Origin of the sequence: Candidatus Aegiribacteria sp. (assembly GCA_021108435.1) — a bacterium.
GTDB lineage: Bacteria > Fermentibacterota > Fermentibacteria > Fermentibacterales > JCC-6 > Aegiribacteria.
The window spans coordinates 1-6,406 of sequence record JAIOQY010000208.1 but is presented as its reverse complement, the minus strand read 5'-3'; the positions used below and the strand labels follow the sequence as shown (position 1 = coordinate 6,406).

The 6,406-nt window shown below is 48.0% G+C and carries 16 protein-coding genes; all 16 read left to right on the top strand.

The features are described from left to right. The first annotated feature begins 30 nt into the window (after positions 1 to 30). The 16 genes from rpsS to rplO all read left to right on the top strand — a co-directional run bounded on the left by rpsS (position 31) and on the right by rplO (position 6,297). Positions 31 to 321 (top strand): 30S ribosomal protein S19, encoded by a 291-nt coding sequence (rpsS, locus tag K8R76_12635; protein MCD4849022.1) that lies wholly within the window; start codon positions 31 to 33, stop codon positions 319 to 321. Positions 322 to 333: 12 nt separating this feature from the next. Further along, positions 334 to 705, top strand: coding sequence for a 50S ribosomal protein L22 (gene rplV, locus K8R76_12630; GenBank protein ID MCD4849021.1), 372 nt, complete (start codon positions 334 to 336; stop codon positions 703 to 705). A gap of 1 nt (position 706) precedes the next feature. Then, positions 707 to 1,369 carry a 30S ribosomal protein S3 gene (rpsC, locus tag K8R76_12625; GenBank protein ID MCD4849020.1) on the top strand — a complete coding sequence of 221 codons (663 nt, stop codon included), beginning with the start codon at positions 707 to 709 and terminating at the stop codon, positions 1,367 to 1,369. Between the two features lie 6 nt (positions 1,370 to 1,375). Further along, the gene (gene rplP, locus K8R76_12620) at positions 1,376 to 1,795 is read left to right on the top strand and encodes a 50S ribosomal protein L16 (GenBank protein MCD4849019.1); all 420 of its coding nucleotides are present in this window, start codon (positions 1,376 to 1,378) and stop codon (positions 1,793 to 1,795) included. Beyond that, positions 1,796 to 2,014 carry a 50S ribosomal protein L29 gene (gene rpmC / locus K8R76_12615; protein MCD4849018.1) on the top strand — a complete coding sequence of 73 codons (219 nt, stop codon included), beginning with the start codon at positions 1,796 to 1,798 and terminating at the stop codon, positions 2,012 to 2,014. A gap of 2 nt (positions 2,015 to 2,016) precedes the next feature. After that, positions 2,017 to 2,280, top strand: coding sequence for a 30S ribosomal protein S17 (gene rpsQ / locus K8R76_12610; protein MCD4849017.1), 264 nt, complete (start codon positions 2,017 to 2,019; stop codon positions 2,278 to 2,280). 12 nt (positions 2,281 to 2,292) lie between these two features. After that, on the top strand, positions 2,293 to 2,658 hold the full coding sequence (gene rplN, locus K8R76_12605) for a 50S ribosomal protein L14 (protein ID MCD4849016.1): 366 nt from the start codon (positions 2,293 to 2,295) through the stop codon (positions 2,656 to 2,658). Continuing rightward, positions 2,658 to 2,975, top strand: coding sequence for a 50S ribosomal protein L24 (rplX, locus tag K8R76_12600; protein ID MCD4849015.1), 318 nt, complete (start codon positions 2,658 to 2,660; stop codon positions 2,973 to 2,975). The genes rplN and rplX overlap by 1 nt, the downstream gene beginning before the upstream one ends. 10 nt (positions 2,976 to 2,985) lie before the next feature. Then, positions 2,986 to 3,546 carry a 50S ribosomal protein L5 gene (rplE, locus tag K8R76_12595; protein ID MCD4849014.1) on the top strand — a complete coding sequence of 187 codons (561 nt, stop codon included), beginning with the start codon at positions 2,986 to 2,988 and terminating at the stop codon, positions 3,544 to 3,546. Between the two features lie 17 nt (positions 3,547 to 3,563). Further along, on the top strand, positions 3,564 to 3,749 hold the full coding sequence (locus K8R76_12590; protein MCD4849013.1) for a type Z 30S ribosomal protein S14: 186 nt from the start codon (positions 3,564 to 3,566) through the stop codon (positions 3,747 to 3,749). 13 nt (positions 3,750 to 3,762) lie between these two features. Continuing rightward, positions 3,763 to 4,158, top strand: coding sequence for a 30S ribosomal protein S8 (gene rpsH, locus K8R76_12585; protein MCD4849012.1), 396 nt, complete (start codon positions 3,763 to 3,765; stop codon positions 4,156 to 4,158). A gap of 16 nt (positions 4,159 to 4,174) precedes the next feature. Then, positions 4,175 to 4,720 carry a 50S ribosomal protein L6 gene (rplF, locus tag K8R76_12580; protein MCD4849011.1) on the top strand — a complete coding sequence of 182 codons (546 nt, stop codon included), beginning with the start codon at positions 4,175 to 4,177 and terminating at the stop codon, positions 4,718 to 4,720. Between the two features lie 18 nt (positions 4,721 to 4,738). After that, on the top strand, positions 4,739 to 5,101 hold the full coding sequence (gene rplR, locus K8R76_12575; GenBank protein MCD4849010.1) for a 50S ribosomal protein L18: 363 nt from the start codon (positions 4,739 to 4,741) through the stop codon (positions 5,099 to 5,101). A gap of 68 nt (positions 5,102 to 5,169) precedes the next feature. Further along, positions 5,170 to 5,673, top strand: a complete 504-nt coding sequence (gene rpsE / locus K8R76_12570; GenBank protein ID MCD4849009.1) for a 30S ribosomal protein S5 — start codon at positions 5,170 to 5,172, stop codon at positions 5,671 to 5,673. Continuing rightward, positions 5,666 to 5,857: a 50S ribosomal protein L30 gene (gene rpmD, locus K8R76_12565; GenBank protein ID MCD4849008.1), complete on the top strand. Its 192-nt coding sequence runs from the start codon at positions 5,666 to 5,668 to the stop codon at positions 5,855 to 5,857. Before rpsE ends, rpmD begins: the two co-directional genes overlap by 8 nt. Next, on the top strand, positions 5,854 to 6,297 hold the full coding sequence (rplO, locus tag K8R76_12560; protein ID MCD4849007.1) for a 50S ribosomal protein L15: 444 nt from the start codon (positions 5,854 to 5,856) through the stop codon (positions 6,295 to 6,297). Before rpmD ends, rplO begins: the two co-directional genes overlap by 4 nt. The last annotated feature ends 109 nt before the right edge of the window (positions 6,298 to 6,406 follow it).

Sequence of the window (6,406 nt, the reverse complement as noted above, 5' to 3'; positions counted from 1 at the left end):
AGACCCACTGGAAAAAGGAGGAAGTAGGCTATGGCCCGTTCATTGAAGAAGGGTCCCTATATCCAAGAGAGACTGGCTGAAAAAGTCAGTAAGATGGAGGCTTCGGGGGAGAAGAAGATAATCAGAACCTGGTCCCGCAGATCAACCATTCCTCCTGAATTCGTGGGACATACATTTGCTGTTCATAATGGTCGGAAGTTTATACCGGTCTACGTTGTAGAAAACATGGTCGGTCATAAACTTGGCGAGTTCGCTCCTACGCGGACATTCCGCGGGCACCGCGAATCCAAATCAGTAAAACAGGCGAAGCCCAAAGGATAGGTGGAGACGAATATGGAAGCAATTGCAAAAGCAAGATTCGTCAAGGTTCCACCACGGAAAGCAAGGTATATTGCGGATCTCATCCGTGGCAAAACGGTTAACCAGGCTCTGTCAGTCCTGATGACCGTTCCGAGGAACTCTTCCAGAATCATAGAGAAGATACTGGACTCCGCTGTGGCTAACGCCATTCATAAGTCAGAAGGAGAGAGACTTGATGTGGATGAACTTGTTGTAACTAACGTGATTGTGAACGAAGGTCCCACAATCATGCGATGGAGACCCCGTGCCAGGGGAAGAGCAACGAAGATCCGTCACAGGACAAGTCATATAACAGTCACGGTTGTCAACAATGATGAGACAGCCGGACAGGGACGAGAGGAGTAGTATGGGTCAGAAAACCAATCCTGTCGGCCTTCGTCTCGGTATCAGTCGCGGCTGGGACTCTACCTGGTTCGCCAGGGGGAAGAAGTATGCGGAGTACCTGAAAGAGGATACCGATATTCGAAGATACCTTGGCTCAAGACTTGAGAAAGCCAGAGTATCGAGAATAGAGATATTCCGGAAGCCACAGGAAGTAGAAGTCGTTATCTGGACCGCAAGACCGGGTCAGGTAATCGGCAGTAAAGGCAGCAATATTGACAGAATTACCAACGAGCTGAAAGTGCTTGTAGGTAACAAAACCGTAAGGACGAAAGTTCAGGAGATCAGGAAAGACAGATGCGACGCAACTCTTGTTGCTGATAAGATCGCTCGTCAGCTTGAGGGAAGAGTATCTGTCAGAAGAGCTATGAGGATGGCTATCAGAGATGCCATGACCGACGGTGCTTTAGGTATAAAAGTATCCTGCGCAGGAAGACTCGGTGGCGCTGAAATGTCACGGAGGAACACTTATCACGAAGGCAGAGTTCCTCTTCATACACTTAGAGCGGATATTGATTTCTCCAGAGAAATCGCCCGAACGACTTACGGAATAATAGGTGTAAAAGTTTGGATTTATCATGGTGAAATTCATGAGCCTCCAATATCCGGGTCAGCGATTGGCAGGTGATCACTGATGTTGATGCCAAAAAGAACGAAGTATAGAAAACAGCACCGCGGACGGATGAGAGGTAAGACCAAGGGTGGTGGAACAGTATCCTTTGGTGAATACGGGTTGCAGGCTCTCGACCCTGGATGGATCACCAGCGCTCAGATTGAGGCAGCTCGAGTTGCTCTCACCAGACATGTGAAACGAGGTGGAAAGGTCTGGATCAGGGTTTTCCCTGACAAACCGGTAACTTCCACTCCGGCTGAGACCAGAATGGGAAAAGGAAAGGGTGCGGTGGATCATTGGGTTGCTGTTGTAAAACCTGGAAGAGTGATGTTTGAGCTGGAAGGAGTGCCACTGGAATTGGCAAAATCAGCTATGAGGCTTGCAGGTCACAAATTACCAATTAAAACAAGGTTCATTATCCGGGACCGGGAGGAGCTGTAGATGAGAACTCACGAGCTTCGATCAATGAGCCGTGAAGAACTTGAAGAACATGTCCGGGAACTGAGACAGGAGCTTTTCAACCTGAGATTTCGGAGCACAACTCAGCAACTGGACAATCCCCTTCGAACGCGAGTAGCTCGCAAAGATCTGGCCAGGACTCTCACGCTGATAAGAGAGCTTGATCTGGGTCTTGAACGCAGTACCGGGGAAGGACTGTAAAGATGGCAGAAACCAGGGTAAAAAACAGAAGAGTTCTAAAAGGAACTGTGGTTTCCAGCGCCATGGATAAGACTGTGATTATTGAGGTTGTATCCCTCAAGGCGCACCGGGTCTACAAGAAGCGCTACCGAACCACAACAAAGTATTTCGTCCACGATACCGAGAACCAGTGTAATAAGGGTGACATCGTTACCATAGCGGAGACACGACCCGTCTCGAAGAATAAACGCTGGCGCATTCTTGATATTGTGGAACGGGCACGATAGGAGGAAACAGCGATGATTCAGCAGGAATCCAGACTGAAGGTTGCGGATAATTCCGGTGCCCGAACGGTACTTTGCATAAAAGTTCTTGGCGGGAGTAAACGCAGATACGCTACAATTGGAGATGTGATTGTAGTAACTGTAAAGGATGCTATTCCCGATGGTGCTGTAAAGGCAAGTGAAGTTCGGCGAGCAGTGATTGTCCGAGTAAAAAAGGAACTTAATCGAGCCGATGGAACATCTGTCCGGTTCGGTGACAACGCTGCTGTTATCCTTGATGAAGCTTACCAACCGGTAGGCACCAGGATCTTCGGGCCTGTGGGCCGTGAACTGCGCGAGCACTTCATGAAAATAGTTTCGCTTGCTCCGGAGGTGATCTGATGCACATTAAAAAGGGTGACAAAGTGCTGGTTATTTCCGGCGCGGACCGCGGCAAAGATGGAAAAGTACTGAAAGTATTCCATGCGAAGAACAGGGCGATTGTAGAAGGATTGAATCTGATAAAGAGGCACACCAGGCCATCCTCCCGCAATCAGCAGGGAGGAATTATTGAGAAGGAAGCGCCTATTCACGTTACGAATCTCAGGGTGATCTGTCCTGGTTGTGGTAAAGCAGGGGGAATCAAACGTACCCGGGATGATGAAGGACGTCTCATGCGGAACTGTAAACTCTGCAATGAGACTATTTCCACCGGTTAGGGGGTGACTTATGAGAAAGCTTCCCAGACTAGAGAAATTATACCGGGATGAGCTGAAGGATAAAATGATGAAACGTTTCGAGTATGAAAACGTTAATCGAATCCCCCGTGTTTCAAAGGTTGTTATTAACATGGGTCTTGGAAAAGAAGCCATGGATAACGCGAACAACCTGAAAAATGCCACTGAGCAGCTCGCCACAATCACCGGTCAGATGCCGGTGGTTTCAAAAGCGAAAAAATCAATTGCGGGATTCCGCCTTCGGGAAGGAACTCCAATAGGAGTATTCATTACTCTCAGGAAAGATAAAATGTGGGAGTTTCTTGATCGATTGATAACATTTTCAATTCCACAGGTAAGGGACTTCAGAGGATTGTCTCCGCGTGGATTTGACGGGCGCGGCAACTACAATTTCGGTATTGAAGAACAGGCGATATTCCCTGAGATTAACGTAGACAGTATCGATAAATTCAGGGGAATGAATATTACAATAGTAACAACCGCTCCGACGGATGAGGAAGGTCTTGAGCTTCTTAAGTTTCTTGGCATGCCCTTCATTCGAACCGGGCGATAACAGGGGGTGGTGATAAATTGGCTAGAAAAGCTCTCATAGAAAAACAGAAGAGGACCCCCAAATTCAAGGTAAGGAAATACAACAGGTGCTGCATTTGCGGACGCCCAAGGGGATTCCTGAGAAAATTCGGAATTTGTCGAATCTGTTTCCGGGACATGGTTAACAGAGGCCTGCTTCCGGGCGTACGTAAAGCCAGCTGGTAGGGAGGCAAAGAAAATGTCAATGACAGATCCAATAGCCGATATGCTTACCCGGATCAGAAATGCTTCCCGGGCTGAACATAAAATGGTTGATATTCCTGCGTCCAATTTGAAGATATCAATTGCAAGAACATTGTATAACGGAGGATTCATCAGGGGATTCAGGAAAATCGAGGATAGTAAGCAGGATATGCTGAGGGTTTATCTTGCGTATCGGAGTGATCAACCTCTGATTGTAGGAATCAAACGAATATCCAAACCGGGTTGCAGGGTATACAAAAGTTCAAAGGATATTCAGAAGGTAATGGGCGGCCGAGGCATGGCTGTTCTAACAACACCAAAGGGAATTCTTACTGATTCAGAAGCAAGAAGACAGCACGTGGGCGGCGAAGTTCTGCTCCACGTCTGGTAGTGGAAAGGGGAACCATATGTCGAGAATAGGCAGATTACCCATTCCTTTGCCTGACAAGGTTACATTATCTGAGAAGAAAAAACTTCTCACTGTTAAAGGACCCAGAGGAGAAATGACTCTGCAGATTCCTTTGGGAATCAAAGTGAAAACCGAAGATGGTGTTGTGATCGTTTCGACAAAAGAGGATTCGAAAGAGATCAAAATGTCTCACGGCACAACCAGAGCTCATCTTGCGAACAGAATTCAGGGTGTTTCAACTGGACATAGTAAAACACTCATCGTTCAGGGAAAAGGATTCCAGGCTGAAATCAAGGGCCGTATGCTGGAAATGCAGCTTGGTTTTTCGCATAAAGTTCTTTTTGAAATACCTGTTGGCCTGGAACTGGAGATAAAACCGGGGCAGAACTCATTCACGCTTACTGTAATCGGGAATGACAAACAGCTGGTTGGTGCGTTCAGCTCGGAACTCTATAAGGTTAAAAAGGTTGAACCATACAACCTTATCGGGTTTCGCTACTCGGATCAACATGTCAAGCGCAAAGCCGCTAAGACGATAACTTAAGTCAGGAGGAGACCGGGAATGGCAAAATTGAACAGGAAGCAGCGTCTCCGCCGTCGGCATGTTCACATCCGAAAGAGAGTGAGCGGTGCCGCTGGAAAACCGAGGCTTCTGGTCAGAAGATCGATCAGACATATAGAAGCCAGTCTTATCGATGACGTTGCAGGAAAAACCTTACTTACGGTAACGAGCAAATCCGGGAGTTTTTCCACAGTTAAAAAGGAAAGTAAGACCGAACAGGCCTCGAGACTTGGCAAACTCGTTGCCGCGAGGGCGATAGAAAATGGCATTAAGGAAGTGGTCTTTGATCGCGGAGGTCATCCTTATCACGGAAGAGTCAAGGCGCTTGCGGATAATGCCCGCGAAGCCGGGCTCAGGTTTTAGAAGAGGTGGTCCATCAGGTGAGTAACGACAGAAAGGACAAGGCATCCAAGCCGGACAGGAAACGAAGAATATCGAAACTTGAAGAAGCCGGTCTCATTGACAGACTCATAGCGATCAACAGAGTCGCGAAGGTAACAAAAGGCGGGAGAAACTTCGGTTTCAATGCCGTTGTTGCTGTTGGTGATGCCAAAGGAAAAGTTGGTGTCGGACTTGGAAAAGCAACCGAGCTTCCTGAAGCTATAAGGAAGGCTCAGGATAATGCCAGAAGAAGCATGATAAGTATTCCACTAATTGACAACAGAACTATCCCTCACAGGATACTTGGCAAGAGCGGTGCTGGAAGTGTGATTTTGCGTCCTGCCAGTCCTGGTACGGGCGTTATTGCCGGTGCTGCTGTGAGAGCCATAATGGAATGTGCCGGAATAAAGGATGTACTCACGAAATCTCAGGGTTCGAATAATCCTCATAATGTTGTCAAGGCAACAATGGAAGGATTAAGAGACCTTGTACTTATCGACAGGGTCAGCGGATACCGGCAGGCGGCGATCGCCAGAAGGAGTACCGATGGCTGACAGGAAACTCAGAATCACTCAGGTGAGAAGCGCAATCGGCCGCATAGAAGTGCAGAAACGTACACTTGAGGCTCTCGGACTAAGACGATTGCATCGTCCCGTCACGCACCAGGACAACCCGCAGATTCGCGGAATGATTAACAGAGTTTCGCATCTGCTGAAGGTCGAGGAGGTTGAGGAATGAGGCGCTTACAGCATCTGAGACCCGCTAAAGGAGCGGCAAAGCGTTCATCCAGGCGAGGTCGCGGCCGCGGAACGGGTACCGGCGGAACCAGCGGCAAGGGAAATAAGGGGCAGAAGGCCAGAGGGAGTATTCAACCCTGGTTCGAAGGTGGACAGATGCCCATACAAAGGCGAATGAGCCACAAGGGTTTCAACAACGCACGGTTCGCCAGGAATTATCAGGTTATCAATGTCTGTCATCTGAGCAGATTCAGCGCTGAAAGCGTTGTGACACCAGACGATATGAAGAAAGCGGGATTAATCTCATCAAGGTTTCGTCCGGTGAAAATTCTGGGAAAGGGAGAGTTGGATAAGGTTCTTACAGTATGTGCTCACTCTTTCAGTTCAAAAGCGTTGGAAATTATTAAATCCGCTGGTGGTTCGGTGGAGGTTCTTGAATAATGCGCGGCTTTGAAAACATCCTGAAAATACCTGAACTGAGAAAGAAGATATTCTATACTTTCATTCTCCTCGCGGTATACAGGGTGGGAGGGCATATCCCTGTTCCGGG